23 protein-coding genes are annotated in these 25,273 nt (G+C 72.2%); 9 read left to right on the plus strand and 14 right to left on the minus strand.

Annotated elements, in window-relative coordinates; translation table 11 throughout:
• Nucleotides 1-87: 87 nt before the first annotated feature.
• Nucleotides 88-1,491 (plus strand): NAD(P)H-quinone dehydrogenase, encoded by a 1,404-nt coding sequence (locus AB0C04_RS05075; protein WP_357048437.1) that lies wholly within the window; start codon nucleotides 88-90, stop codon nucleotides 1,489-1,491.
• Here AB0C04_RS05075 and AB0C04_RS05080 read toward each other — a convergent pair.
• Together AB0C04_RS05080 and AB0C04_RS05085 are read right to left on the minus strand one after the other, a co-directional pair.
• Nucleotides 1,469-2,167: a DUF998 domain-containing protein gene (locus AB0C04_RS05080; RefSeq protein ID WP_357048440.1), complete on the minus strand. Its 699-nt coding sequence runs from the start codon at nucleotides 2,165-2,167 to the stop codon at nucleotides 1,469-1,471. The two genes, AB0C04_RS05075 and AB0C04_RS05080, sit on opposite strands and share 23 nt — an antisense overlap.
• 168 nt (nucleotides 2,168-2,335) lie before the next feature.
• A complete protein-coding gene (locus AB0C04_RS05085; RefSeq protein ID WP_357048443.1) occupies nucleotides 2,336-2,944 on the minus strand; it encodes a DedA family protein in 609 nt (202 codons plus the stop codon).
• A 364-nt stretch (nucleotides 2,945-3,308) separates the two neighbouring features.
• Here AB0C04_RS05085 and AB0C04_RS05090 point away from each other — a divergent pair, with 364 nt between their 5' ends.
• On the plus strand, nucleotides 3,309-4,103 hold the full coding sequence (locus AB0C04_RS05090; RefSeq protein ID WP_357048446.1) for a hypothetical protein: 795 nt from the start codon (nucleotides 3,309-3,311) through the stop codon (nucleotides 4,101-4,103).
• 267 nt (nucleotides 4,104-4,370) lie between these two features.
• Entirely contained in the window at nucleotides 4,371-5,585 is a 1,215-nt protein-coding gene (gene thrS, locus AB0C04_RS05095; protein ID WP_357048449.1) for a threonine--tRNA ligase, read from the plus strand.
• A 113-nt stretch (nucleotides 5,586-5,698) separates the two neighbouring features.
• Here the strand turns inward: thrS and AB0C04_RS05100 are convergent, their stop codons facing one another.
• Genes AB0C04_RS05100 through AB0C04_RS05115 form a run of 4 tightly spaced genes read right to left on the minus strand, consistent with a single transcriptional unit; the run spans nucleotide 5,699 to nucleotide 10,449 of the window.
• Nucleotides 5,699-7,771 (minus strand): ABC transporter ATP-binding protein, encoded by a 2,073-nt coding sequence (locus AB0C04_RS05100; RefSeq protein WP_357048454.1) that lies wholly within the window; start codon nucleotides 7,769-7,771, stop codon nucleotides 5,699-5,701.
• On the minus strand, nucleotides 7,768-9,501 hold the full coding sequence (locus tag AB0C04_RS05105) for an ABC transporter ATP-binding protein (protein WP_357048457.1): 1,734 nt from the start codon (nucleotides 9,499-9,501) through the stop codon (nucleotides 7,768-7,770). The genes AB0C04_RS05100 and AB0C04_RS05105 overlap by 4 nt, the downstream gene beginning before the upstream one ends.
• Entirely contained in the window at nucleotides 9,495-9,977 is a 483-nt protein-coding gene (locus AB0C04_RS05110; RefSeq protein ID WP_357048460.1) for a MarR family transcriptional regulator, read from the minus strand. The genes AB0C04_RS05105 and AB0C04_RS05110 overlap by 7 nt, the downstream gene beginning before the upstream one ends.
• A gap of 25 nt (nucleotides 9,978-10,002) precedes the next feature.
• On the minus strand, nucleotides 10,003-10,449 hold the full coding sequence (locus tag AB0C04_RS05115; RefSeq protein WP_357048463.1) for a DoxX family membrane protein: 447 nt from the start codon (nucleotides 10,447-10,449) through the stop codon (nucleotides 10,003-10,005).
• Between the two features lie 81 nt (nucleotides 10,450-10,530).
• On the opposite strand from AB0C04_RS05115, the gene AB0C04_RS05120 reads away from it, so the two are divergent.
• Nucleotides 10,531-11,094: a TetR/AcrR family transcriptional regulator gene (locus AB0C04_RS05120; protein WP_357048466.1), complete on the plus strand. Its 564-nt coding sequence runs from the start codon at nucleotides 10,531-10,533 to the stop codon at nucleotides 11,092-11,094.
• Nucleotides 11,095-11,363: 269 nt separating this feature from the next.
• Here AB0C04_RS05120 and AB0C04_RS05125 read toward each other — a convergent pair whose 3' ends face one another.
• Nucleotides 11,364-12,803 (minus strand): GuaB1 family IMP dehydrogenase-related protein, encoded by a 1,440-nt coding sequence (locus AB0C04_RS05125; protein ID WP_357048470.1) that lies wholly within the window; start codon nucleotides 12,801-12,803, stop codon nucleotides 11,364-11,366.
• Nucleotides 12,804-12,875: 72 nt separating this feature from the next.
• Nucleotides 12,876-13,472, minus strand: coding sequence for a LysE/ArgO family amino acid transporter (locus tag AB0C04_RS05130; protein WP_357048473.1), 597 nt, complete (start codon nucleotides 13,470-13,472; stop codon nucleotides 12,876-12,878).
• A 68-nt stretch (nucleotides 13,473-13,540) separates the two neighbouring features.
• Between AB0C04_RS05130 and AB0C04_RS05135 the strand changes: the two genes are divergently transcribed.
• Nucleotides 13,541-14,437 (plus strand): LysR family transcriptional regulator ArgP, encoded by an 897-nt coding sequence (locus tag AB0C04_RS05135; protein WP_357048476.1) that lies wholly within the window; start codon nucleotides 13,541-13,543, stop codon nucleotides 14,435-14,437.
• 32 nt (nucleotides 14,438-14,469) lie between these two features.
• Here AB0C04_RS05135 and AB0C04_RS05140 read toward each other — a convergent pair whose 3' ends face one another.
• The gene (locus tag AB0C04_RS05140) at nucleotides 14,470-16,221 is read right to left on the minus strand and encodes a biotin carboxylase N-terminal domain-containing protein (protein WP_357048479.1); all 1,752 of its coding nucleotides are present in this window, start codon (nucleotides 16,219-16,221) and stop codon (nucleotides 14,470-14,472) included.
• A 148-nt stretch (nucleotides 16,222-16,369) separates the two neighbouring features.
• On the opposite strand from AB0C04_RS05140, the gene AB0C04_RS05145 reads away from it, so the two are divergent.
• The 4 genes from AB0C04_RS05145 (at nucleotide 16,370) to AB0C04_RS05160 (ending at nucleotide 20,276) form a co-directional block, all read left to right on the plus strand.
• Nucleotides 16,370-16,981: a PadR family transcriptional regulator gene (locus AB0C04_RS05145; RefSeq protein ID WP_357049136.1), complete on the plus strand. Its 612-nt coding sequence runs from the start codon at nucleotides 16,370-16,372 to the stop codon at nucleotides 16,979-16,981.
• A gap of 126 nt (nucleotides 16,982-17,107) precedes the next feature.
• The gene (locus AB0C04_RS05150) at nucleotides 17,108-18,067 is read left to right on the plus strand and encodes an ATP-binding cassette domain-containing protein (RefSeq protein WP_357048482.1); all 960 of its coding nucleotides are present in this window, start codon (nucleotides 17,108-17,110) and stop codon (nucleotides 18,065-18,067) included.
• Nucleotides 18,068-18,082: 15 nt separating this feature from the next.
• Complete coding sequence (locus tag AB0C04_RS05155; protein ID WP_350867357.1) at nucleotides 18,083-18,838, plus strand: ABC transporter permease; 756 nt, start codon at nucleotides 18,083-18,085, stop codon at nucleotides 18,836-18,838.
• A 61-nt stretch (nucleotides 18,839-18,899) separates the two neighbouring features.
• Nucleotides 18,900-20,276, plus strand: coding sequence for an MFS transporter (locus AB0C04_RS05160; RefSeq protein ID WP_357048487.1), 1,377 nt, complete (start codon nucleotides 18,900-18,902; stop codon nucleotides 20,274-20,276).
• Nucleotides 20,277-20,447: 171 nt separating this feature from the next.
• On the opposite strand, the gene AB0C04_RS05165 is transcribed toward AB0C04_RS05160, so the two are convergent.
• The 5 genes from AB0C04_RS05165 to AB0C04_RS05185 form a co-directional block, all read right to left on the minus strand.
• Nucleotides 20,448-21,101 carry an O-methyltransferase gene (locus AB0C04_RS05165; protein ID WP_357048491.1) on the minus strand — a complete coding sequence of 218 codons (654 nt, stop codon included), beginning with the start codon at nucleotides 21,099-21,101 and terminating at the stop codon, nucleotides 20,448-20,450.
• A gap of 9 nt (nucleotides 21,102-21,110) precedes the next feature.
• A complete protein-coding gene (locus AB0C04_RS05170) occupies nucleotides 21,111-21,767 on the minus strand; it encodes a Maf family protein (protein ID WP_357048494.1) in 657 nt (218 codons plus the stop codon).
• A gap of 98 nt (nucleotides 21,768-21,865) precedes the next feature.
• Nucleotides 21,866-22,978 (minus strand): S8 family serine peptidase, encoded by a 1,113-nt coding sequence (locus tag AB0C04_RS05175; protein ID WP_357049139.1) that lies wholly within the window; start codon nucleotides 22,976-22,978, stop codon nucleotides 21,866-21,868.
• 1,462 nt (nucleotides 22,979-24,440) lie between these two features.
• Nucleotides 24,441-24,896, minus strand: a complete 456-nt coding sequence (locus AB0C04_RS05180) for a hypothetical protein (protein ID WP_357048497.1) — start codon at nucleotides 24,894-24,896, stop codon at nucleotides 24,441-24,443.
• 87 nt (nucleotides 24,897-24,983) lie between these two features.
• Nucleotides 24,984-25,196, minus strand: coding sequence for an acyl-CoA carboxylase subunit epsilon (locus AB0C04_RS05185; protein ID WP_357048500.1), 213 nt, complete (start codon nucleotides 25,194-25,196; stop codon nucleotides 24,984-24,986).
• Between the last annotated feature and the right edge of the window lie 77 nt (nucleotides 25,197-25,273).

Below are 25,273 nucleotides of genomic sequence, written 5' to 3' on the forward strand. Positions count from 1 at the left end.
CGGGCGGGTGGGGGAGAATACGACAGTGCGTGTCGGACGCGTTCGGGAGAAGAAAGTCACTGTGAGCATCGACGAAGGGCGAACGCTGTGAGCCGGATCGTGATCATCGGCGGGGGGCCGGCCGGCTACGAGGCGGCCCTGGTCGCCGCGCAGCTGGACGCTGAGGTCACCGTGGTGGAGGCCGACGGCGCCGGTGGGGCCTGCGTGCTGTCCGACTGCGTACCGTCGAAGACCTTCATCGCCAGCTCCGAGGTGGTGACCGGCTACCGGGACACCGAGGAGTTCGGGGTGCACTCCGACGGGCTGGAGGCGGTCACCGTCGACGCCCGGGCGGTGCACGAGCGGGTCAAGCGCCTCGCGCTGGCCCAGTCGGCCGACATCCACGCCAAGCTGCTCAAGGCCGGGGTCACCTTCGTGGCCGGCACCGCCCGGGTCGGCGAGGACACCCTCGGTCACACCCACCGGGTGCTGGTCACCCCGACCGACGGCGCCGACGAGTACTCGATCGAGGCGGCCACCGTGCTGGTCGCCACCGGCGCCACCCCGCGCCAGCTGCCCACCGCGCTGCCGGACGGCGAGCGCATCCTGACCTGGCGCCAGGTGTACGACCTGCCGGAGCTTCCCGAGCACCTGATCGTGGTCGGCTCCGGCGTGACCGGCGCCGAGTTCGCCAGCGCGTACCTCGCGATGGGGGTCGAGGTCACCCTGGTCTCCAGCCGCGACCGGGTGATGCCGCACGAGGACGCCGACGCGGCCTCGGCGATCGAGCGGGTGTTCCGGGCCCGGGGGATGAGCATCCTCAACAACTCCCGCGCCGACGCCGTCCGCCGGACCGAGACGGGCGTCGAGGTCGAGCTCTCCGACGGCCGCAAGGTCTACGGCTCGCACGCGCTGATCGCGGTCGGTTCCATCCCCAACACGGCCAACCTGGGGCTCGCCGAGTACGGCGTCGAGCTGGCCCGCGGCGGCTACGTCACCGTCGACCGGGTGTCCCGGACCAACGTCCCCGGCATCTACGCCGCCGGCGACTGCACCGGGGTGCTGCCGCTGGCGAGCGTCGCGGCCATGCAGGGCCGGATCGCGATGTGGCACGCGCTCGGCGAGGCGGTCCGCCCGCTGCGGCTGCGCACCGTCGCCGCGAACGTCTTCACCGACCCCGAGCTGGCCACGGTGGGGGTCTCCCAGGACGAGGTGGACGCCGGCAAGGTCCCGGCCCGGCAGGTGATGCTGCCGCTCTCCGGCAACGCCCGGGCCAAGATGGACGACCTCGCCGACGGCTTCGTGAAGCTCTTCTGCCGCCCGGCCAGCGGCCAGGTGATCGGCGGTGTGGTGGTCGCACCGAAGGCCAGCGAGCTGATCCTGCCGATCACCATGGCGGTGGAGAACAACCTGACCGTCAACGAGCTGGCCCAGACGATCACCATCTACCCGAGCCTCTCCGGCTCCATCACCGAGGCCGCCCGCCAGCTCATGCTCCACGAACTGGAGTAACCCCCTTCGACTGGCCGATCATGGAGTTGTGGTGGGCGTTCCGGGCCGGAACGCCGCTTTCCCGGGGCACCACAACCGCATGATCGCCGGCTGCCCTGCTGAGGGTGAGGGCGATGGTGGTGAGGACGGCTACCTCGGCGAGGATGAGCAGCCGCTCGGCCAGGCCGATCAGCAGCCGGTCGCCGGGGTAGGCGGACCAGATCATCGCCGCCGCGAGGACGAGGCTGGTCAGCACCAGGCCGCGTAGCACCCCGGCGACCGGGGCGAGGTGGGCCCGGCGGGCGAGCAGCCAGCCGGCGACCGGCAGCGCCAGGAACGCGACGACCGAGGCGTACCGGTGCAGATACGCGGCGGTGGTCATCGGCGTACCGGGCTCATTGGTCGGCACCAGGGCGGCCAGCACCAGCCCGGCCACCCAGGCCCCGAGCAGCAGTTCGGCGGCGGGGGAGCGGGGCCCGGTGCGGCGGAGGCCGGGCAGCAGGACCGCGGTGGCGAGGGCGAGCAACACCATGGCGACGTCGATGACGCCGCCCCGGTCGGAGACCGCGAAGTCGCTCACGGTCAGCGCCCACGGGTTCAGATCGTCGTTGACTTCGAGGTGGCCGATCACGGCGAGCAGGGCCGCGAAGGCGATTCCGCCGAGGGCGAGCAGGCCGGCGCTCCGGGTTCCAGGCATGCCTCAGCCTGTCGCCGGAACCACCCGAAGCGGATCGGGGCCGGCCACCGAAATCGATCCCGGGGACCACCCCTAGGACACGCGGTCACGCCCCCTGCGGGTGCGCCTGCCGGCGCCGGATGCCGGTCGTCGACGGATGCAGCCGACGGCCCATGGCGGCGGGCGGGGTCAGTCGACCGGGACCTCGGGGCGGGCGTGCCGGGCGCTGACCAGGGTCATCGCCCAACCGGCGGCGGCGAAACCGGCCGCCGCCACGGCGGCGATCACCACGAGCCGCCAGGCCGATTCGGTCAGCGCGGTCCCGCCGAGGTGCCCCACCATCGCGCCGTAGGTCGCCCAGCCGAGCGCGGCGGCCGTCTCGTAGATCATGAAGAGTCGGTACGGGTAGCGGCTGCGGCCGGCCGAGAAGTGGGCCGCCATCCGGCCGCCGGGCACGAACCGGCAGAGCAGGATCACCAGCGGCCCGGGGCGGCGTAACCCCTGGGTGACCCGGTCGGCGACCCGTCGGGTCCGGCTCGGCTCGGCATGTCGGGCGGCGCGACGGTCAGGCGCGCTGCGGCCGAGCAGGTAGCAGGCGAGGTCCCCGGCGAGCACCCCGAGGGTTCCCACGGCGATGGTCAGCGGCAGGTCCAGCCCGCCGTACACGGTGAGCGCCCCGCTGGTGATCATGATGACCTGGGTGGGGATCACCGGGATGAAGGCGTCCGCCGCCAGGAGACCGAGCAGCGCGAGGTACGCCCACGTCGGCGAAGCGACGTCAGTGAGTAGTTCGGGCACGCCTGCCACCTCGCCGGATCCGGCCGATTGGGTGTACTGAGCCTGACGGCGTGTCCGGCGTCACCGTGGACAGCCCTGGCCGGTGGTGACCACCGACACGGCAGGGCCACCCAGGTACAACGACCGTCCGGGCCCGCAGGTCACGGGCTGCGCGACGGTCGGCGGATCGGCGTCCGTCGGCGTACCGTTGTCGGCGCGCGGCCCCGTGACCGTCGGATCCCCCGTTTCCGACGACCGGGCCGCGGAGGGCGGCCGGCAGGTCCCGTGCCGGCCGCCCGCCCCTCTCGGGGGCAGGACGAACCAGCCGCAAATTCGCATGATCATCCGTCCCGGTCCGCCGGGGCACGCCGGTACGGTCGGCCGCATGGCCCGACTTTCCGAGATCACCTTCCGGCTGCCCGACACGACCGAGGCGCACGCCTTCCTCAGCGACCTGCGCACGTTGCTCGCCGACGTGCCGTACGCCTCGGAGGCGGTCGGCCGCCTCACGCTCACCCCGCCGCGGCCGGACGGAGCCCGGCCGGTGACCACGTTCCTGCTGGCCGACGTGCCGGAGCCGGAGATCGCCCTCGACACCGGGCAGACCATCGGCGTCGGCGGTGGGGCCGCACCCGACGAGCAGGGCCCGCCGGCCGGGATCGAGCTGGCAGAGCTGGCCCGCCGGCTCGCCGGGCACGTCCCGCGCGTCGACCACACCGGGGTGAACCTGCCCACCTGCGCCGACCGGCCCGAGCAGTGGCAGAGCCTGGTGGCTGCCGTCGCCTCGACCGCGACGATGTACCGCTATCCCACCGGCGAACCGTGGCCGTTCGTGCTTCCGTCGAGCGCCGACGAGTTCCAGCACGGCATCGCAGACTTCGTCGTCGGGCGGGAGCCCCGGTTCGAACTGGTCCACGACCCGTGGCGGACGCACCCGGAGTGGCAGTTCGCCCTCTGGACCGACCTGACCCGTGCCCAGCTCGAACTGCTCTTCCCCGACCCCCAGGGGATGACCTTTCCCGGTCTGGAGGAAATCTTCCGGGTCGTTCCGATCCGCAGTCCCTGGCCGGGACTGGGGATCCGCTTCGACCTCTGCTACCGCATCGAGGACGGCCCGTCGGACTGGGAGACCGGCGAGTGGCTCGTCCGGGCGGGCGGCCGGATCCCCCCGACGCCGTAGACCGCCGGCACTTCCCACGACCGGCCACGGCCACCTGCCGGCGGAAGGCGGAGCGGGAGGCCCGGCCGGAAATCCGGGTGCGGACGCGGCCGACGCGCGGATACCGTCGCCGCATGCGCAGCGCGGATCTGACCACGACGCCGGGAATCCCCGGCGCGCCGCACTGACGTCTTCGTCGACGAGGCCCCGGGGCGATCCGCCCCCGACGGCCGCGCGGCGTTCGGTGACCAGATCGCCTCCGGGTCGTACCCGATCAAGGAGAGCGACATGATCGACCACCGCAGGCTCGGCCGTGAGCTGGACCTGTTCGTCTCCCACCCGCTGGCCGGCGCCGGGCTGCCGATCTGGCTGCCCGCCGGCGCCGCCGCCCGGCACGCGGTCGAGGAGTACGTCCGGGAGCTGGAGCGGCGGGCCGGCTACCAGCACGTCTACTCGCCGCCGCTGGGCAAGCGGGAGCTCTTCGAACTCTCCGGCCACCTCGGCTACTTCGCCGACGACATGTTCCCGCCGATGCGGGTGAGTGACGACGACGAGTTCGTGCTCCGGCCGGCGCTCTGCCCGCACCACGCCCTGGTCTTCGCCGCCCGTGGCCGCTCCTACCGGGAGCTGCCGCTGCGTATCGCCGAGCTGGGCGGGATGTACCGGTCCGAGCGCTCCGGGGTGCTCGGCGGACTGTCCCGGGTACGGGCCATCTCGCTGAACGACGCGCACAACTTCTGTGCCCTGGACCAGGTGGGGGAGGAGGTCGCCGAGATCCTCCGGCTGATCCGCGAGGCGCACGCCGCGCTCGGCGTCCGCCCGGCCGGGTTCCGGCTGTCGCTGCGCGGACCGGGGCAGAAGTACGTCGGCGACGACGCCCAGTGGGCGCGCGCCGAGGAGCTGCTGCGCGCCGCCCTGGCCGGGCTGGAGTACGTCGAGGCGCCGGGGGACGCCGCCTTCTACGGGCCGAAGATCGACATCCAGATCGTGGACGCCGCCGGCCGCGAGTCGACCCTCGCCACCGTCCAGCTCGACTTCGACAAGCCGGAGCGGTTCGACCTGTCCTACACCGACCGGGACGGGTCGCGGCGGCGGCCGGTGATGGTGCACCGGAGCCTGGTCGGCAGCATGGAGCGGCTCTTCGCGCACCTCATCGAGGTGCACCAGGGCGCCTTCCCGGCCTGGTACGCGCCGGTCCAGCTGGCGGTGCTTCCGGTCGACGACGGGCAGGCCGCCGCCGCGGCCGACCTCGCCGTGCGGGGCGAGGCGGCCGGGCTGCGGGTCGAGGTGGACGCCGCCGGCTCGCTCGGCGCGCGGGTCCGGGACGCGGCCCGCCGCCGGGTGCCGTACGTCGCGGTGATCGGTGCCCGGGAGGCCGCCGGCGGGCTGGTCGCCCTGCGGTTGCGCGACGGCCGGGGGTTGGACCCGATGCCGGTCGAGGCCGCGCTCCGGCTGGTCACCGGCGTGGTGGCCGCCCGCAGCGCCGACCTGCTGCCCGGCTGAACCGGACCCCGCGCCGGCGCGCCGTGCGCCGGGCCCGGCGCCGGCACCCGGCACCTCGAGCCCGGCGCCGGCACCCGGCACCTCGGGCCCGGCGCCGACGCCCGGCACGTCGGTCACGACGACAGCGCCCCCTGGGCCGGCGCGGGCCGCCGTGCGGCGCCGTCGTCGGGCTCGTCGGAGTCGGTGAGCGCTTGGCTGAACTGCGACCGGTACAGCTGGTGGTACGCGCCGCCCGCGGCGACCAGCTGCTCGTGCGTGCCCTGCTCGACGATCCGGCCGTTCTCCATCATCAGGATCAGGTCGGCGTCCCGGATGGTGGAGAGCCGGTGCGCGATGACGAAGCTGGTCCGGTCCGAGCGCAGCGCGGCCATGGCCCGCTGGAGCAGCACCTCGGTCCGGGTGTCGACCGAGCTGGTCGCCTCGTCCAGGATCAGCAGGGACGGCTCGGCGAGGAACGCCCGGGCGATCGTGATCAGCTGCTTCTCGCCCGCGCTGACGTTGCTCCCCTCCTCGTCGATGACCGTGTCGTAGCCGTCCGGCAGGCTGCGCACGAACCGGTCCACGAAGGTGGCCCGGGCCGCGGCCAGGATCTCCTCTTCGGTGGCGTCCGGGCGTCCGTAGGCGATGTTGTCCCGGATGGTGCCGCCGAAGAGCCAGGTGTCCTGCAGCACCATGCCGATGCGGCCCCGCAGGTCGTCGCGGCGCATCGTGGTGATGTCCACGCCGTCCAGGCTGATCCGGCCGGCGTCCAGCTCGTAGAACCGCATGATCAGGTTGACCAGGGTGGTCTTGCCGGCGCCGGTCGGCCCGACGATCGCCACGGTGTGCCCCGGCTCGGCGACCAGCGACAGATCGTCGATCAGCGGCTTGTCCGGCTCGTACCGGAACGAGACGTGGTCGAACTCGACCCGGCCGTGCGGGTCGGTCACCCGGGCCGGCACCGCCGGGTCGGGGCTCTGCTCGTCGGCGTCGAGCACCGCGAAGACCCGCTCGGCCGAGGCCACCCCGGACTGGAGCAGGTTGGCCATCGAGGCCACCTGGGTCAGCGGCTGGGTGAACTGCCGGGAGTACTGGATGAACGCCTGCACGTCGCCGAGGCTCATCGACCCGGACGCGACCCGGAGGCCACCGACCACGGCGATCGCCACGTAGCTGAGGTTCCCGATGAACATCATCGACGGCATGATGATCCCGGAGACGAACTGCGCACCGAAGCTGGCCCGGAACAGCTCATCGTTCTTCTCGGTGAAGGCGGCCTGCACCTCGCGCTGGCGACCGAAGACCTTGACCAGCTCGTGGCCGGTGAACGCCTCCTCGATCTGGCCGTTCAGCTCGCCGGTGTGCCGCCACTGGGCGATGAACTGCTGCTGCGACCGCTTGGCGATCCGCTGGGTGACCAGCACCGACAGCGGTACGGCGACCAGCGCCACCAGGGCCAGCAGCGGCGAGATCCAGAACATCGCGCCGAGCACGCCGACCACGGTGAGCAGCGAGGTGAGCAGCTGGCTCAACGTCTGCTGAAGGCTCGTCGAGATGTTGTCGATGTCGTTGGTGACCCGACTGAGCAGCTCACCTCGGGGCTGCCGGTCGAAGTAGGGCAGCGGCAGCCGGTTGAGCTTCGCCTCCACATCGGCACGCAGCGTCAGCACGGTGCGCTGCACCACGCCGTTGAGCAGCCAGCCCTGCCACCACATGAGCAGGCTGGCGGCGAGGTAGAGGGCGAGCGCCAGCGAGAGCACCCGGCCCAGCGCGCCGAAATCGATGCCCGCGCCGGGCACCGGGTTCATCCGGGCCAGCATGTCGGCGAACGCGTCGTTGCCGGTCGCCCGGGCCGCCGCCACGGCCTGCTCGGTGGTGCTTCCCGCCGGAATCTGCCGGCCGATCACGCCGGTGAAGATCAGGTCGGTGGCGTGGCCGAGGATCTTCGGTCCGGCCACGCTGAACCCGACGCTCACCACCGCGAGCGCGATGATCGCCATCAGCTGGAGCCGGTGCGGGCGCAGCCGGCCGAGCAGCCGCCGGGCGGACGGCACGAAGTCCATCGACCGCTCGGCGGGCATCCCGGCGCCCATCCACGGCGGGCCGCCGCGCTGTCCGCCGGGCGGCAGCCGCTTCGGCGTCCGCCCTTCGCCGGCCGGCTTCTGCGCGGGTACGGCCGCAGCCGGCCGCCCGTTCGACTCGCTCATGCCGGCACCTCCGCGGTCTGCTGCGAGGCGACGATCTCGGCGTACGTCGGGCAGCTCTGCAGTAGTTCCTCGTGTCGTCCCACTCCGACGACTCCCCCGTCCTCGAGCACGATGATCTGGTCGGCGTCGACGATCGTGGAGACCCGTTGGGCCACGATCACCACGGCGGCGTCGGCGGTGACCGGCCGCAGCGCCGCCCGCAACCGCGCGTCGGTGCCCAGGTCGAGCGCGGAGAACGAGTCGTCGAAGAGGTAGATCTCCGGCTTGCGTACCAGGGCGCGGGCGATCGCGAGCCGCTGCCGCTGCCCGCCGGAGACGGTGGTGCCGCCCTGCGCGATCGGGGCGTTCAGCCCGTCCGGCATCTGGGCGACGAAGTCGGCCGCCTGGGCGATCTCCAGCGCCGCCCAGAGCTCCGGGTCGGTGGCGTCCGGGTTGCCGTAGCGCAGGTTGCTCGCCACCGTGCCGGTGAAGAGGTAGGGCCGCTGCGGCACCAGGCCGATCCGACGCCACAACTCGTCCGGCGCCAGCTCCCGGACGTCGACCCCGTCGACCAGGACGGCGCCGTCGGTGACGTCGACCAGGCGGGGGATCAGCGAGAGCAGGGTGGTCTTTCCCGCGCCGGTGCTGCCGATGATCGCCGTGGTCGTTCCCGGGGTGACCCGGAACGAGATGTCCCGCAGCACCGGCTCGGCCGCGCCCGGGTACTGGAAGCGCACCCCGCGCAGCTCCAGTTCGGCCCGGCTCGGCGGCTCGGCGACCGGGCTCGGGGCCGGCACCACCGACGAGTCGGTGTCCAGCACCTCGGTGATCCGTTCGGCGCAGACCGCCGCCCGGGGCACCATCATCAGCATGAAGGTCGCCATCATGACGGCCATCAGGATCTGCATCAGGTACTGGAGGAACGCGGTGAGCGCGCCGACCGCGATCGCCCCGGAGTCGACCCGCTGCGCGCCGAACCAGAGCACGGCGACGCTGGAGACGTTGAGCACCAGCATCACCACCGGGAAGATCAGCGCCAGCAGCCGGCCGGTGCGCAGCGCGGTCGCGGTCAGGTCGGCGTTGGCGACCGCGAAGCGGTCCGTCTCGTACGGCTCCCGGACGAACGCCCGGACCACCCGGATGCCGGTGATCTGCTCGCGCAGCACCCGGTTGACGGTGTCGATCCGGGTCTGCATGAGCCGGAAACCGGGCACCATCCGGCGGATGACCAGGCTCAACGCGACGGCCAGCACCGGCACGCTGACCAGCATCAGCCAGGAGAGCCCGAGGTCCTCCTGGAGCGCCATCACCACCCCGCCGACGCTCATGATCGGTGCGGCGACCAGCATGGTGCAGCTCATCAGCACGAGCATCTGCACCTGTTGCACGTCGTTGGTGTTGCGGGTGATCAGCGAGGGCGCGCCGAATCGGGCGACCTCGCGGGCGGAGAAGCGGTTGACGTGCCCGAAGATCGAGGCCCGGACGTCGCGGCCGAAGCCCATCGCGGTCCGCGCGCCGAGGTAGACCGCCGCGATCGAGCAGATGATCTGGACCAGGCTGACCAGCAGCATCCAGCCGCCGGTACGCATGATGTAGGCGGTGTCGCCACGGGCGATGCCCTGGTCGATGATGTCGGCGTTGAGGCTGGGCAGGTAGAGCGATGCCATGGTGCCGACAAGTTGGAGCAGCACCACCAGGGCGAGTGGCCGTGAGTAGGGGCGCAGGTGGCCGCGGAGCAGTCGGATCAGCACTGCTGGCCGTCCGGCAGGTCGGTGGGTTCGATCATGCGTGGTTCCTCTCCACTACCGATGACCTCCAGCAGGAAGGCCCGGATCACCGCCTCCTTGGCGGGATCGGCGTCGACCGAGGTGAGCGGCCGGCCCGCTCGGATGAGGGCGCCGATCGCGGCGACTCGTTCGCGGCCGGCCGGGGTGATGGCGAGCCGAACGCTGCGCCGGTCGATGTCGTCGCGCTGCCGTTCGACCAGCCCGTCGCGTTCAAGGGTGTCGATGATGCCGGTCAGCGTCGCCGGCCGGACGAAGCAGCGTTGGGCCACCTCGCGGTGCGGCAGCGCGCCGTCCTTGTCGAGGGTCATGAGGGTGACCATGCCGGCCTGGGTGAGGTTGAACTTCTCCGCCAGGAAGCGGTTCCACCGCTGGCCGACGAGGTGGCCGGCGACCACCAGGAGTCGGCCCATCGGCACGTCGTTGAGGGTTACCAGGTCCACGGGGAGCAGATTAGCTCCCTGATAGTCAGGGGCCAAACGAAATAACGGCCGCGGCGGCGAGGAAGACGAACTGCAGCGCGGTCCGCCTCGCCAGTGGGGTGACCGGTCGTCCGGCCAGGGTGAGGCGGCGCCGGGCGGCCGAGACGTTGGCCGGGAACATCGCGAGCATGAGCAGCCCCAGCGCCGCCGCGGCCCAGCGGGCGGTCGCCGGCACGAGCAGCGCCACCGCCCCCGCCAACTCCAGCAGCCCGGTGAGGGTCACCAGCAGGTCCGGCCGCGGCAGCCGGGGCGGCACCATGGCGATCAGGTCGTCGCGCCGCCCGCCGGCGAAGTGCGCGGAGGCGGTGAGCGCGAACATCAGGGCCAGCCCGATCCGCAGCGCGGGCTGCCAGCCGTCGAGCCCGTCGATCCCGACCAACCCGGCCAGCCGGGCGAGCCCGGCTCCGACGATCAGTGCGATCAGTGGAGCCATGATCTCCTCCTCGCTCGAACTTGTCGGTGACAAGATGGCTCGCCGAGCGACATCTTGTCAATGGCAAGTTAGGATCGCGGCATGACCGGAACGCGTGGCTACCATCACGGCGACCTGCGCCGTGCCCTGCTCGACGCGGCGGTGGAGGTGATCGAGGAGTCCGGGCCGGCCGCCGTCAGCCTGCGGGACCTGGCCCGCCGGGCGGGGGTCTCGCACGCCGCACCGGCGCACCACTTCGGCGACAAGGCCGGCCTGCTCACCGTGCTCGCCGTGCAGGGCTTCGAGATGCTCGCCGAGGCGCTGCGCGGGGCCGGCGACGACCTGCTCGACGCCGGCGTGGCGTACGTCGACTTCGCGGTGCGGCACCGCGCGCACTTCGAGGTGATGTTCCGGCCCGAGCTCTACCGTGCCGACGCGCCGGAGGTGCGGGCGGCCCGGGAGGGGGCCGGCGACGCGCTGCGGGCCGGGGTGGCCGGCCGCCCCGCCCGCGACGGCGGCCCGGCCGACCCCGGGCGGGACGCCCTCGCCGCCTGGTCGATCGTGCACGGCTTCGCCACGCTCTGGCTCGCCGGCGCGCTACCGGCCCGGGTCGGCGACGACCCTCAGCGGGCCGCCCGCGCCGTGATCCGCCGGCTCTTCGCATAGCCCGTCGATTTCGCGCCGCACGTGCAACCGAACGTCCGGCGGCTGCCATCCCCTCAGTGACGGGCGAAACGGGGAGGGGATGGCCGATGGGTGGACCGGAGACGCAGCATGGCGCCGGGTCGAGCGGCGCCGTCGGATGACCCGGCGGATCGAGGACGACCGGGTGATGGTGGTCGTGTGGCGTGTCCTGCTGGTCGCCGCCGCGCTGGCCGTCGTCGGGGCCGGCGCGGCCGTCGTCGGCTGGGCCGCCTGACCGGCCGGCCTGCCGGTCACCAACTGGTCGGCAGCGGCATCCCCTCGGTGTAACCGGCAGCGCTCTGCACACCCACCAGGGCCCGCTCGTGGAACTCCGACAGGTCCCGTGCGCCGGCATAGGTGAAGGCGCTGCGTACCCCGGCGATGATCTCGTCGATCAGGTCCTCCACCCCCGGGCGGTTCGGGTCGAGGTACATCCGGGCGGAGGAGATGCCCTCCTCGAAGACCGCCTTGCGGGCCCGGTCGTACGGGCTGTCGTCGGCGGTGCGGGCGCTGACCGCCCGGGCCGAGGCCATGCCGAAGCTCTCCTTGTAACGCCGGCCGTCGGCTTCGGTGTAGATGTCGCCCGGGGATTCGTAGGTGCCGGCGAACCAGGAGCCGATCATCACGTTCGAGGCGCCGGCGGCGAGCGCGAGCGCCACGTCGCGCGGGTGCCGGACGCCCCCGTCGGCCCACACGTGCCGGCCGAGTTCCCGCGCCGCCGCCGCGCAGTCGAGGACGGCCGAGAACTGGGGCCGTCCCACGCCGGTCATCATCCGGGTGGTGCACATCGCGCCCGGGCCGACTCCGACCTTGACGATGTCGGCACCCGCCTCGACGAGGTCGCGTACCCCGTCGGAGGTGACCACGTTGCCGGCCGCCACCGGTACCGCCGGGTCGAGCTTGCGGACCGCCCGCAGCGCGGAGATCATCCGCTCCTGGTGGCCGTGCGCGGTGTCCACCACCAGCGTGTCCACCCCGGCCTCCAGCAGCGCCGCGGCCTTGCCGGTGACGTCGCCGTTGATGCCGACCGCGGCGGCGATCCGCAGCCGCCCGTGATCGTCCACCGCCGGCCGGTAGAGGGTGGCCCGCAGCGCGCCCGGCCGGGTCAACACGCCGACCAGCCGGCCGTCCGCGTCGACCACCGGGGCGAGCCGGCGGCGGCCCGCCGAGAGCAGGTCGAAGCCGGTACGCGGATCCGCGTCCGCCGGCACCGTGTGCAGCTCGGTGGACATCACGTGGCGCAGCTGGGCGAACCGGTCGACGCTCACGGTGTCCGCCTCGGTGACCACGCCGAGCGGCCGGCCGGCGGCGTCCACCACGATCACCGCGCCGTGCGCGCGCTTCGGCAGCAGGTGGATGGCGTCGCCGACGGTGTCCGTCGGGCCGAGGGTGATCGGCGTGTCGTAGACCAGATGGCGCCGCTTGACCCAGGCGACGACGGTCGCCACCACCTCGATCGGGATGTCCTGCGGGATGACCGCGATCGCGCCGCGCCGGGCCACCGTCTCGGCCATCCGCCGTCCGGCGACCGCCGTCATGTTCGACACCACCAGCGGGATGGTGGTGCCGGTGCCGTCGCCGGTGGAGAGGTCGACGTCGAGGCGTGAGCCCAGGTCGGACCGGGCCGGCGCCATGAAGACGTCGTTGTAGGTCAGGTCGTGCGCGGGAACCGCGCCATGTAGGAACCGCACCCGGCCATCATTCCTGGCCGCGGGCCGTCCTGCCGCCGCTGGTCACGGAAAACACCTTTCGCCGCTGGTTGATCAACCGACCAGCAGCGCCACAGCCAACCCCGCCATCAGCACCGCTATCGCGCCGTCCAGCCACCGCCAGGCGGCGGCGCGCGCCAGCAGCGGCCCGAGGCGGCGTGCGCCGGCGCCGAGCGCGGTGAACCAGCCGACGCTGGCCAGGGCCGCCCCGACGCCGAAGGCCCACCGGTCGGGGTGCTGCTGCGCGAGGCCGCCGAGCAGCAGCACCGTGTCCAGGTAGACGTGCGGGTTCAGGTAGGTGAAGGCGAGGCAGGCAAGGATCGTCGCCCGCAGCGTCGCCGGCGGCCGGTCGGTTGGCACCAGCGCCCCGGGGCGCAGGGCCCGGCGGGCGGCGAGCGCCGCGTAGCCCAGCAGGAAGGCAGCGCCGGCCCAGCGGATCGTGGCCACCAGCGCCGGCCGGTCGGCGACCAGGGTGCCGACCCCGGCGATGCCGGCGGTGATCAGCGCCGCGTCGGAGACGGCGCAGGTGAGCACGACCGGAAGCACGTGCTCGCGGCGCAGCCCCTGGCGCAGGACGAAGGCGTTCTGCGCCCCGATGGCGACGATCAGGGCGAGGGAGACGGAGAAGCCGGCGGCGGCGGAGCTGAGCACTCCCAGACGGTAGGTGTGCCGACCGCATGAGTCGAACTAAAGATTCTGAAGCTGGTTAAGCTGAGCTGATGGACGGCCTCGACTCCACCCAGCTGCGGACGCTCGCGGCGGTGGTCGCGGAGGGCAGCTTCGAGGCGGCGGCCCGGCTGCTGCACATCACACCCTCGGCGGTGAGCCAGCGCGTCAAGGCGTTGGAGGAGACGGTCGGGCAGGTGCTCGTCCGGCGGGCCCGTCCCTGCGTGGCCACCGCGGCCGGTGCGCCGCTGCTACGCCTCGCCGGGCAGCTCGAGCTGCTCGAACGGGAGGCGCTGGCGGACGCCCGCGGCCCGCTGACCGGCGGGGGCGCCCGGACCCGGCTGGCGGTGGTGGTGAACGCCGACTCGCTCGGCACCTGGTTCCCGGCCGCCCTGGCCCGGGTGCCCGAGCGGCTCGGGATCTGTTTCGACATTCGCCAGGACGACCAGGACCACACCGCCGAACTGCTCCGCGACGGCGCGGTGACGGCGGCGGTGACCGCCCAGCGTGAGGCGGTCCAGGGCTGCCGGGTGCTCCGGCTCGGCGCGATGCGTTACCGCGCGCTGGCCGCGCCGTCGCTGGCCGCCGCGCACTTCCCCGACGGGCTCACCGCGGCTGCCCTGGCCGCCGCGCCGGTGGTCGTCTTCGACCGCAAGGACCGGGCGCAGCACCGCTTCCTGCGGGCCGTCACCGGCCGGGCGCTCGACCCGCCGGTGCACTACGTCCCGTCGGTGCCGGCGTTCAGCGCCGCGATCCGGCTCGGGCTGGGTTGGGGCCTGGTCCCCGAGCAGATCGCCGACGACGACCTGGCGGCCGGGCACTGCGTCGACATCGCCCCCGGGCGGCAGGTGGACGTGCCGCTCTACTGGCAGCACTGGCGGCTGGAGTCGGAGGTGCTGACCGCCGTGACCGCCGCTGTCCGCGAGGTGGCCGCCGAGACCCTGCGCTGAGCGGGCCGCCCGCCCGACGACTGACGCGCCGGTCAGGAGATGGTGCAGATCGCCGCGCCCGCGCTGATCACCGCGCCGACCTCCGCGGTCAGCCCACTGATCGTGCCGCCCTTGTGGGCGTGCAGCGGCTGCTCCATCTTCATCGCCTCCAGCACCACGACCAGGTCGCCCTCGGCGACGGTGTCCCCGTCCGCCACCGCGATCTTGACGATGGTGCCCTGCATCGGCGAGGTGAGCGCGTCACCGCTGACCGTGGCGCCGGCCTTGGCGCCGCCGCCACGGCGGGCCGGCTTCCGGACGGCCGACGCGGCGCTGGCCGTACCCGCGCCGAGGCCGGCGGGGAGGGTGACCTCCAGCCGCTTGCCACCCACCTCGACCACGACGGTCTCCCGCTCGGCCGGCTCGGCGGCGGGGCCGGCGGCGGCGGTGAACGGTGGGACGGTGTTGTCGAACTCGGTCTCGATCCACCGGGTGTGCACGGTGAACGGCTCGGCGGTGAACGCCGGATCCCGGACCACCAGGCGGTGGAACGGCAGCGCGGTGGCCATCCCGTCGACCACCATCTCGTCCAGTGCCCGGCGGGCCCGCTCCAGCGCTTCCGTCCGGGTCTCCCCGGTGATGATCACCTTGGCCAGCAGCGAGTCGAAGTTTCCGCCGATCACGTCGCCGGCCGAGATACCGGTGTCGACCCGGACGCCCGGGCCGGTCGGCAGCCGCAGCGCGGTGACCGTGCCGGGCGCGGGCAGGAAGTTGCGGCCCGGGTCCTCGCCGTTGATCCGGAACTCGATGGAGTGCCCGCGCGGGGTCGGGTCCTCGGTGATCCGCAGCTTCTCGCCGTCGGCGATGCGGAACTGCTCCCGGACCAGGTCGATGCCGGCGGTCTCCTCGGTCACCGGGTGCTCGACCTGGAGCCGGGTGTTCACCTCGAGGAAGGAGATGGTGCCGTCCGCGCCGACCAGGTACTCGACCGTGCCCGCGCCGTGGTAGCCGGCCTCGCGGCAGATCGCCTTGGCACTGTGGTGGATCTGGGCCCGCTGGGCGTCGGTGAGGAACGGTGCGGGCGCCTCCTCGACCAGCTTCTGGTGCCGCCGCTGGAGCGAGCAGTCCCGGGTGCCGACCACGATGACGTTGCCGTGCTGGTCGGCGAGGACCTGGGCCTCGACGTGACGGGGCTGGTCGAGGTAGCGCTCGACGAAGCACTCGCCGCGACCGAACGCGGCGACCGCCTCCCGGGTGGCCGACTCGAAGAGCTGCGGGATCTCCTCCATGGTGCGGGCCACCTTGAGCCCGCGCCCGCCGCCGCCGAAGGCTGCCTTGATGGCGACCGGCAGGCCGTGGTCGACGGCGAACGCCATCACCTCGTCCGGGCTGCCGACCGGGTCGGGGGTGCCGGGCACCAGCGGGGCGCCGGCGCGCTGCGCGATGTGCCGGGCGGTGACCTTGTCCCCGAGGTCGCGGATCGCCTGCGGGGTGGGGCCGATCCAGGTCAGCCCGGCGTCGATGACGGCCTGGGCGAAGTCGGCGTTCTCGGAGAGGAAGCCGTAGCCGGGGTGCACGGCGTCGGCGTCGGCCTTCGCGGCCACGTCGAGCAGCTTGTCGATGCGCAGGTACGTGTCGGCCGCGGTGTCCCCGCCCAGGGCGTAGGCCTCGTCGGCGAGCGTGGCGTGCAGGGCCTCACGGTCCGAGTCCGCGTAGACCGCGACACTGCCGAGACCGGCGTCGCGGCAGGCGCGGATGACGCGGACGGCGATCTCGCCGCGGTTGGCGATGAGTACCTTGCGCACCGTGGGGGCTCCTCCCAGGAGGTCGTTGACCGGGAGTGTATCGGCCACCCTGCGGGCCCTAACGATCGCTCAGTGTGGGATGCCGCACTGTCACCACCGGGCCTTAGTCAAACTTGGTTATTACGCTTGTCCGGTGTCTGCCACTCGGATGATGATTCTCGGTCTGGTCAAGTGGATGCAGCCGGTGCACGGCTACGACGTGCGGCGCGAACTGCTCAGCTGGAACGCCGACAAGTGGGCGAACGTGCAGCCCGGCTCGATCTACCACGCCCTGCGCAAGCTGACCGAGGAGGGACTGCTGCGGGCGGTCGCCACCGAACAGGTCGGCGGCCGGCCGGCCCGTACCACGTACGAGGTCACGCCCAAGGGCGACGACGAGTTCGAGACGCTGCTGCGCGGTCTGTGGTGGAAGGTGCACGAGGTCCCGGACCCGTTCACGGCGGCCTTCTCCTTCCTGCCGGCGATGCCGCGCGAGGAGGCGGCGGCCGCCCTGCGCAACCGGGCCACCCAGCTCGGCGCGGGGGTCGAGTGGATGCGGGCCTCGTTGGAGTCGGACTGGATCCGCGAGACCAAGCCGGTGCACGTGGCGTGGATGTTCGAGCTCTGGTCGGCGCGGGCGGAGGCGGAGATCGCGTGGTGCGAGCGGATCGCCGAGCGGATCGAATCCGGAGTGTCGTACCTGCCTGCTGGGCTGGACCGGGCGCAGGGTTGGTCGGGCTGGCAGGAGCGGCTGCCGGACCGACCGACCGACGCGGAATAATCAACGTTGACCACAGAAGCTATATCGCGTTAGCCTGCTCCCGGCACAACGGGGGGAGTGCGCCGTGCGGCGTCCCCAGGGCAGGCGGCGGCCGGCACGGCCCGGCCCGGACGACCAGGAGCAGAGATGATCGAGACCAGAGGGTTGCGGAAATCGTTCCGCTCCCGGGCGGGTCGGGAGACGAAGACCGTCGACGCCGTACGGGGGGTGAACCTGGAGGTCGCCGAGGGGGAGATCTTCGGCTTCCTCGGCCCCAACGGCGCCGGCAAGACCACCACGCTGCGGATGCTCGCCACCCTCATCGAGCCCGACGGCGGCGACGCGACCATCGCCGGCGCCGACCTGCGCAAGGCCCCCGGTGAGGTGCGCCGCCGGATCGGCTACGTCGCCCAGGGCGGCAGCACCTGGGACGAGTCCACCGCCCGCGAGGAGCTCGTCCTCCAGGCCCGGCTCTACGGCCTCAGCAAGGCCGAGGCGAGCCGCCGCGCCGTCCGCGCCCTGGAGGCCTTCCAGCTCACCGAGTACGCCGACCGCAAGTGCAAGACCTACTCCGGTGGGCAGCGCCGGCGGGTGGAGATCGCGCTCGGCATCATCCACGAGCCGAAGATCGTCTTCCTGGACGAGCCGACCACCGGCCTCGACCCGCAGAGCCGCGCCCACATGTGGGACGAGATCCGCCGGCTGCGCACCGAGGGGATGACGGTCTTCATCACCACCCACTACCTCGACGAGGCCGACGCGCTCTGCGACCGGATCGCGATCATGGATCACGGCGAGGTGGTCGCCGAGGGCACCCCGGTCGAGCTCAAGCGCGAGATCTCCGGCGACGTGGTGCTGGTCGGGCTGGAGGCCGCCGCGACGCCCCAGGCCGCGCAGACGCTCGACGGCGAGGCGTACGTCAACAAGCTGGAGACCGCCGACGAGGGCGGCCTGCGGCTCTACGTGGACGAGGGCGCCACGGCGATCCCGCAGATCCTGCGCCGGCTGGACCAGGCCGGCCTCGCACTCGCCTCGATCGAGCTGCACCGGCCCAGCCTGGACGACGTCTTCCTCACCAAGACCGGCCGCTCGCTGCGCGAGTCCTGAGAATCGGAGACCTTGATGAAACTCGCCCGCGACACCTGGCTCATCTTCGAGCGCCAGTTCCAACTGCTGCTGCGCAACCCGGTCTGGGTCTTCGTCGGCGTCTTCCAGCCGGTGATGTACCTGCTGCTCTTCGCCCCGCTGCTCAAGCCCGCGCTGAACGCGCCGACCCAGGCCGAGGCCTACAAGATCTTCGTACCCGGCCTGCTGGTGCTGTTGGCCATCTTCGGCGGCCTGTTCCAGGGCTTCGGCCTGATCGCCGAGCTGCGCGCCGGGGTCATCGAGCGGTCCCGGGTCACCCCGGTCAGCCGGCTCGCCCTGCTGCTCGGCCGCTCGCTGCGGGACGTCGTCTCGCTGCTGGTGCAGGCGGTCATCATCACGCTGCTCGCGCTCCTCTTCGACCTGCGGGTGGTCCTCGGCGACCTGCTGCTGGCCTACCTGATGCTCGCGCTGATCGCGCTGATGACCTCGGCCGTCTCCTACGGCGTCGCGCTGAAGGTCAAGAGCGAGGACGCCCTGGCACCGCTGATGAACACCGTCGCCCAGCCGGTGCTGCTGCTCTCCGGCATCCTGCTGCCGCTCACCTTCGCGCCGGGCTGGCTGCAGGGCATCGCCGATTGGAACCCGTTCTCCTGGGCGGTCGACGGCACCCGCGCCCTCTTCGCCGGCGACCTGGCCAACGACAAGGTCTGGCAGGGGCTGACCATCACCGCGGTCCTCGCCGTCGCCGGCGTCTACTGGGCGGCCCGCCAGTTCGCCCGCAGCGTCCGCTGATCGGGAGAGCTGCCTCTCAGTCGGGGCGGGGCATCGGGCCGGCGCTTGTAGCGTAAGGTCCGTGCCCCGCCTCACCCGTGACCAGATCACCTGGTTGGCCTACGCCCAGCTGGGCCTGTGGGGCTTCTTCCTCTACGGCTTCGGCCCGGTCGTCCCGCTGCTGCGCGACGAACAGGGCACCAGCGCCGCCGTCGCCGGGCTGCACAGCACCGCCATCGCGGTCGGCTCGCTGATCGGCGGCGCGCTCTTCGCCCCGCTGGCCGCGCGGATCGGTCGGGGCCCCGCGATCTGGACCGGTCTGGCCGGCGTGGCCGTCGGCGTAGCCGCGTTCGGCACCCTCCGCGCGCTGCCCGCCACCCTCGCCGCGGTCGCCGTGATCGCCACCTTCGGCATGGCGGTGATCAGCGGCGTCAACGTGGTCCTCGTCGCCCGGCACGGCCGTGCCGCACCCGCCGCGCTCGCCGAGGCCAACGCCGCCTGCGCCGGCATGGGCATCCTCGCCCCGCTGGTGATCGGCGCCTGCGTCGACGCCGGGCTCGGCTGGCGGCCGGCGATGGCCGTCGAGGTCGGGCTGATCGCGCTGGTCGGGCTCGTCTGGCTGGCATTCCGGGTACGCCAGCCGAAGCCCCTCTCCGCTGCCTCTCCTGCCGTTGTCGGCACCGGTCCGGCCGCTGCCGGCGTCTCTCTTGCCGATGCCGGGCCCGATCTCGCCGCTGTCGGCCTCGATCCGGCCGTTGCCGGGTCAGATCTCGCCGTTGTCGGCGCTGGTGCTGCCGCCGCCGGGCGTGATCACGCCGTTGTCGGCGCCGGTCCTGCCGTTGCCGGGCCGGAAGCGGTGGGCCGGAGACTGCCTCGGCCGTACTGGATCGCCTGGACGCTGATGTCGGTGACCGGCTCGATCGAGGTCTGCCTGTCGCTCTGGACCGCGGACGTGCTCCGCTCGCACGCCGGCATGAGCGCCGGCAGCGCGAGCGCCGCCGTCGCCGCGATCGTCTGCGGGATGTTCCTCGGCCGGTTGGCCGGCGGCCGGATCGCGCTGCGGCTGCCGCCGGTACCGCTGCTGCTCGGGGCGCTGGGGATGTCGCTGGCCGGCTTCGCCGTCTTCTGGTCCGCGTCGATCGGCTGGCTGGCGGTGGCCGGGCTGGTCGTGCTCGGCCTGGGCAACGCGCTGCACTATCCGCTGGCCATCTCGATCGCGCTCGCCGTGGCCGGCCCGGCAGCCGACCGGGCGGCGGGCTGGTCGGCGTACTCGATGGGGATCGGTTTTGGAATCGCCCCGGTGCTGCTCGGCCGGGTGGCCGACGGGATCGGCCCGCATCTGGCGTTCCTGCTGCTCCCGGCGTTCATCGCGGTCGCCGCGCTGCTCGCCGTCCGCCTCGGCCGCTCGCTGCGGGCCGCTCACCCGACCGACGACCGCTCGATGGTGCTCACGCGTTGACCGGGCGGACGACGCCTGATCAACACAAGGTCGGCGATATTGCGGTGTCCGACCCGCTTGGACACCGCAATATCGCCGAAATCGAGTGGATCGTCGACATGCCGGGGCGCTGACCGCTCGTCGGCGGGGTGCTGGCCGTCGCGGCGGTGCCGGTCCGGGCGTCGGAGCCGGTCAGTGCACCCGAGCGAGGGTGAGCCCGTCGGCGATCGGCAACATGACCGCGTCGACCCGCACGTCGGCCAGCACCTCGTCGTTGAATGCGGCGATCGCCCGGTCGCCGACGTTCTGCGGAGCGAGCACCCGCCCGCCGCGCAGCACGTTGTCCACGGCGATGACACCACCGGGCCGCATCCGGGGCACCAACTCCGCCCAGTAGATCGGGTAACCCGTCTTGTCCGCGTCGATGAACGCGAAGTCGAGGTGGCGCTCGTGCGGCAATTCACGCAGGGTGTCCCCGGCCGGGCCGATGCGCAGCTCGATCCGGTCGGCCACCCCGGCCCGGGCCCAGTAGCGGCGGGCGATGCCGGTGTACTCCTCGGAGATGTCGAAGCAGGTCAGCCGGCCGCCGTCGGGCAGCCCCCGGGCGATCGCCAGCGAGGAGAGGCCGGTGAACGTGCCCACCTCGACCGCCTGCCGGGCTCCCAGCAGCCGGGTGAGGAAGGTCAGGAACGCGGCCTGCTCCGGCGCGACCTGCATCGTCGCCTCGTCAGGGAGCGCGGCACGGGTCTCCTCGGCAAGGTCGCGCATGATCTCGTCCGGCGGAGATCCGTGCCCGACCAGGTATGCGTGGAGGTCGTCGGTGAGCGGGATCGACTTCGTGGTCATGGCTGGACGCTAACCGAGCGGCTCGACCGATTGCCCGCCCGGCGCGACCTTCGTCCACAGATCTGTGATCCGCAGATCCAACTCGGCGAGGAGCCGGCGCAGCAGCGGCAGCGACAGCCCGACGACGGTGCTCTGGTCGCCCTCGATCCGCTCGACGAACGGACCGCCCAACCCGTCGATCGTGAACGCGCCGGCCACCGCCAGCGGCTCACCGGTGGCAACGTAGGTCTCGATCTCGTGGTCGCTGATGTCGGCGAAGTGGACGGTGGTCGAGGCGACCGCCTCGGCGCGCCGCCCCGCCGTGACGTCGATCAGGCAGTGTCCGCTGTGCAGCACCCCGCTGCGTCCCCGCATCCGCAGCCAACGCTGGGTTGCGTCCGCCGCGTCGGCCGGCTTGCCGAGGATCTCGCCGTCGAAGGCGAGCACCGAGTCGCAGCCGATCACCAGCGTCCGCTGGTCGGTGGCCGGCCGCAGCCGGGTGAGCACCGCCTGCGCCTTCAGTCGGGCCAACTCCAGGCAGAGCTCCTCTGCCCGGTCGGTGACCACCAGAGACTCATCGACGCCGCTGACCAGCACATCCGGCTCGATGCCGGCGGCTTGGAGAATCTTGCGGCGGGCGGGACTCGCCGAGGCGAGCACGAGGCGGAGCGGCAGCTGATCAGGCACCTGACCGACGTTACCGGCTGACTCACGGCCGCGCGCCGCGCCACCTCTCGACACGTCGTCGGCCCAACGCAGTTGCGGGTGATGTCACCCAGCGCGGGTCAGTGACTGATCCGCGGGGGTGGATCGTCGCCGCGCCGACGCCGTCGGGCCAGGACGGCCCAGGTCGTACCCGCGGCCACGATCACCCCGAGCGTGACCAACCCCCGGACCGTGGCGGCCGAACTGTCATCGTCGGAGGGCGCCGCCGCCCCCGTCGTACTCGGGTCGCCGCCGGCGGGGGCACTCGCCGTCGCAGACTCAAAACCGAGCGGCGGTACGTCGGCGGTCAGCGCCGCCACAATGTCGATGACGCCGTAGCCGTACTCGTCGTCCCGCCCGGGCGGCCCCTTGTCGACCGCCGTGGCAGTAAGTCGATGCGCAACCTCACGGGCCGGCAGGTAGGGATACTTCGAGCGGATCAACGCCGCCGCCCCCGCCACAATCGCAGTAGCGTCGGACGTGCCGGTGCCCTTGCGGTACTTCCCGTCGATACTCGTGCTGTAAATGTCAACGGCGGGGGCCACCACGTCGATCTCCGGCCCGATGACCGATACAGCAGCTAACGCTCCATTCCTATCTACTCCGCCAACCGCGACCACCTGGTTCATAGAGGCTGGAAAGCCCACCTGGTCATCTTCGGGCCTGTTGCCCCCAGCTGCCGCCACGAAGATGTCGGATGCTAGAGCAGTTTGAAGTGCCTGCGTCAGCCGCGGACTAGATGCTCCACCGCTGGAAATGCTGATGATGTCGACATTTTGTGAGATGGCGAACTCAATGCCCTGCGCTAAGGCGTCAGGATTTCCATCGCCACCCGGTGGAGAATCGTAGATTGGCAGAATCTTCGCCTTAGGCGCGATTCCTATTGCGCCGGCACCACTTCGTTGGCCATGAGCTGCAATCAGCCCCGCCATGCCAGTTCCGTGGCTGTCGCGGTCTTGCCGACCATCCCCGCTGCCGCCGGGAATGATGTCAATGCCAGCAAGGACGTTCGCGCGAAGATCGGGATGTAAATCAACTCCCGTATCCGGCACCGCCACAATGATCCCCTCGCCTTGTGTCTCCTGGTGTGCCTTGGCGAGGTTCAGAAAGTTCAGGTGCCACTGATCGCCTCGTACCTGATCTGCTCCCTGGGGCTTCGGCTCCTGGGCGGCCTTACCGTGTGCGAGAGAAATTGGTCCGGCGGTCGCCGCTCCTGCAAATGTCGCGAAGGTCAGGATAATCGCCGCACGGATGGTGCATCGCCTCACCGGCCTAGACCGATTGCTGGCCCTGGATCGAGCGGACCCTCGTCGTCCGGGGGTAGGACTACCGGTGGCACTCCCTTGTCAGTTTCCCAGGGGTGATCCGGATCCCACGGCCGTGGACGACGTTCGCTGGGACCCTCGTCGTGAGTCGGTCCGAGTGCCCGAGCCATTCCAGAGGGACGACCTCCGCCCATGCCCGGCGAGCCACCCATGGGAGGCAGTCCCTGGCTGCTTGGAAAACCGCGGCCTCCCCCCGGGCGAGAACCAGCCCCACCGGTTGGGGTGGTCCCGGCTCCCCCGCCGCCGATTACGCCTCCGACCGGGTTAACGCGGCGCGGTGTGTTTCCTCCGCCTGTGGGCCCGAGGCCGGAACTTGGGACGGCGCCGATCAAACCCGCAGGAGGAATCGGCCGGTGCGGCGACGGGCCGGCGTGGGGTCCGTTAGTGCCGCCGCCGGCCGGCCGGTTGTTTGTGCCGGGCGGTCCATGCGGCGGTGCCTGCGGTGCGGGGCGGTGGGGAATTCCAGATGGCAAAGGCGGCTGGAGACCGAGGTTAGGGGCAGGGGCGGGTGGCGCGATCGAGGTCGGGCCGGGCCGGGTGCTGTTGGCTGGGTTTAGCGCCGTTCCGGTACCGAGCCCGCCGAGGATGGGCCCTACTCCAGGCGCCTGTGGCATCGGAACTGGCCGAGGGGCGACCGATGCGCCTCTGGTCGGCGACGCGCCGCCATAAGTAGTAGTGAGTGGCACGGGAACAATCGGCGGGATCGTTGGTGAAGCCGGTGCGCTCCCGTAGACATCCGAGTCTCCCGGATCTCGCCGCGGCCGTACGGCCGGCGGCCTTTGAAGTGCTACTTGAGCGTGTTGGAGTTCGCTGCTGAGGCCGTACATGATGCCGCGCGCTTGGACGTTGAGGGTTTCCAGGTCGGCGTCGGTCACCGGTTGGTCGGGCACTCGGCTGCCCATGGCTGCCTTCGGGTCGGCGGCGGTCGCCTCGTACGCCTGCTTCTGCTGGAGCTTGGCCGCGTACACCTCGTGGATCTTTTGAAGCGCGGTGCGGGTGCCGCTGATGGCCTGGGTCGCGGCGGCCAGCGCGGTGTAGTTGGTGGCGGCGGCGTCGTGGGTGCGCTGGACCTTGTCGATCAGCTCGTCCAGTTCGGCGAGGTAGGCGCGGGAGGCCGCGTTCGTTGCGGGGGGCCAGGCCTCGGCGAGGCCGCGGCGGTATTCCTGAAGCCGGCTCAGGTGGGTCTGCGCCAGGTCACAGACCTTGCGCCAGCCGGCTACCTGCTTCCAGTGGTTGGTGGTGTCGTGGTCCTGCAGGCAGGCCCACATGCTGTTGACATCCATCAGGTGCCAGTCGGTGAGACCGGAGGTGCGACCGCTGCCCCGTTCGATCACGGCAGCACCACCGAGCCGTCGTCGGGCGCGGTCGGGTCGCGCAGGACCACCGACGGGGCGGCGGGCACCACCGTGCCGGGGGTGGTGAGGGCGTGCTCGACGTCGACCACGCGGGCCGCGGAGAAGGCGTCGGTGCCGGCGTAGTGGTCGGCGACGGTGCCCGCGGCGGCGGCCAGGTGGCCGGTGGCGCCCTGGACGCCCCAGACCATGTCGACGGCCGCCTGCTGGGTCTCGTGATGTGCGCGCAGAAAGTTGACCAGCTCGATGAAGGCGTCGCACGGATTGGGCAGCGGGGCCTTCATGTCGTCGGCGATGTAGGACAGGTGCGGCGCATAGTTGCGCTCCACCTCGGCCGTGAGCCGGTCGGCGAACTCGCGCAGCTGGCGAATGTCGGCCTCGATGCCGCCGTAGCCGCTCAGCCAGGCCGCTGGGCGGCCCTCCTCAGGGATCATCGATCCTCCCCCACCGTCACGGCACCGTTTCCCTGAGTGAGGTTAGCCGCTAGGGGCGACCCTGGCAGCCCCGGACCGCCAATGGGATCAGCGGGGCAGGCCGGAAGCGCGCCAGGCGCCGGCGCCCGCAGTGGGTGCGGCGCCGGTCGGTCGTCCGCTGCGCGCCCAGGCCGACGCGGCCACCGGCGCCGGCGCGGCGGCTGGCCGGGTACGCGCCACGATCGCTCCCACCAGTGCGGCCAGTTCCTCGGCGGTGGGCACGCCGCGAACGACCCGGAACAGCGGCTCTTCGGCAGACATGCGGCCAGGGTACGCGTCCAGAACTTGACCTTCGCCGCACAGTGGCGTGCCGGCGGTGTGAGTGTCACGCCCGCCGG

This window comes from Micromonospora sp. NPDC048909, from assembly GCF_040649635.1.
In the GTDB taxonomy this organism is placed as follows: Bacteria; Actinomycetota; Actinomycetes; order Mycobacteriales; family Micromonosporaceae; genus Micromonospora.

Coding starts and splice junctions, on each gene's coding strand:
- AB0C04_RS05150 (WP_357048482.1), top strand. CDS start 17,108: ATGATCGAGACCAGAGGGTTGCGGAAATCGTTCCGCTCCCGGGCGGGT.
- AB0C04_RS05100 (WP_357048454.1), bottom strand. CDS start 7,771: ATGAGCGAGTCGAACGGGCGGCCGGCTGCGGCCGTACCCGCGCAGAAG.
- thrS (WP_357048449.1), top strand. CDS start 4,371: ATGATCGACCACCGCAGGCTCGGCCGTGAGCTGGACCTGTTCGTCTCC.
- AB0C04_RS05165 (WP_357048491.1), bottom strand. CDS start 21,101: ATGACCACGAAGTCGATCCCGCTCACCGACGACCTCCACGCATACCTG.
- AB0C04_RS05185 (WP_357048500.1), bottom strand. CDS start 25,196: ATGTCTGCCGAAGAGCCGCTGTTCCGGGTCGTTCGCGGCGTGCCCACC.
- AB0C04_RS05145 (WP_357049136.1), top strand. CDS start 16,370: ATGATGATTCTCGGTCTGGTCAAGTGGATGCAGCCGGTGCACGGCTAC.
- AB0C04_RS05180 (WP_357048497.1), bottom strand. CDS start 24,896: ATGATCCCTGAGGAGGGCCGCCCAGCGGCCTGGCTGAGCGGCTACGGC.
- AB0C04_RS05135 (WP_357048476.1), top strand. CDS start 13,541: ATGGACGGCCTCGACTCCACCCAGCTGCGGACGCTCGCGGCGGTGGTC.
- AB0C04_RS05080 (WP_357048440.1), bottom strand. CDS start 2,167: ATGCCTGGAACCCGGAGCGCCGGCCTGCTCGCCCTCGGCGGAATCGCC.
- AB0C04_RS05115 (WP_357048463.1), bottom strand. CDS start 10,449: ATGGCTCCACTGATCGCACTGATCGTCGGAGCCGGGCTCGCCCGGCTG.
- AB0C04_RS05090 (WP_357048446.1), top strand. CDS start 3,309: ATGGCCCGACTTTCCGAGATCACCTTCCGGCTGCCCGACACGACCGAG.
- AB0C04_RS05155 (WP_350867357.1), top strand. CDS start 18,083: ATGAAACTCGCCCGCGACACCTGGCTCATCTTCGAGCGCCAGTTCCAA.
- AB0C04_RS05120 (WP_357048466.1), top strand. CDS start 10,531: ATGACCGGAACGCGTGGCTACCATCACGGCGACCTGCGCCGTGCCCTG.